At 69.7% G+C, this 357-nt stretch carries 1 protein-coding gene; it reads left to right on the plus strand.

Annotation, left to right across the window (positions count from 1 at the left end; translation table 11 throughout):
• Positions 1–150: 150 nt before the first annotated feature.
• On the plus strand, positions 151–357 hold a 207-nt coding region (locus ACZ3GY_RS23700), incomplete at its 3' end, for a type II toxin-antitoxin system RelE/ParE family toxin (protein ID WP_465912177.1).

The raw sequence follows: 357 nt of genomic DNA on the forward strand, positions 1-357 counted from the left end.
GAGCAGCGAGTACGTGCGCGAGCTGATTCGCCGTGACCGCGAAACTTCGGTCGTGCGCGAGGCCGTCCTCGAGGGGATGAGGTCGGGTGAGGGTTCGCGGATGGATGCGGACTACTTCGACGGGCTCCGTGCGAGCGTCCGCGACGCTTCGTGACACGGGTCGTCTCGTCTCGCGCGGCCGATCTCGACATCGCGCGGGCCGTCGAGCGCTATCGAGATCAGGCCGACCCCGAGACCGCCTCTCGCTTCATCGACGCGATCGAGCTTGCGGTGCGTCGGCTCGCCGATTTCCCCGCCTCCGGCTCCGCGACGGCCGAGGCGCGAACCGGAATCCCCGGGCTTCGTGTCCTCGGCGCG

It is taken from the genome of Pseudomonas sp. PME37.24/006 (genome assembly GCF_055556635.1).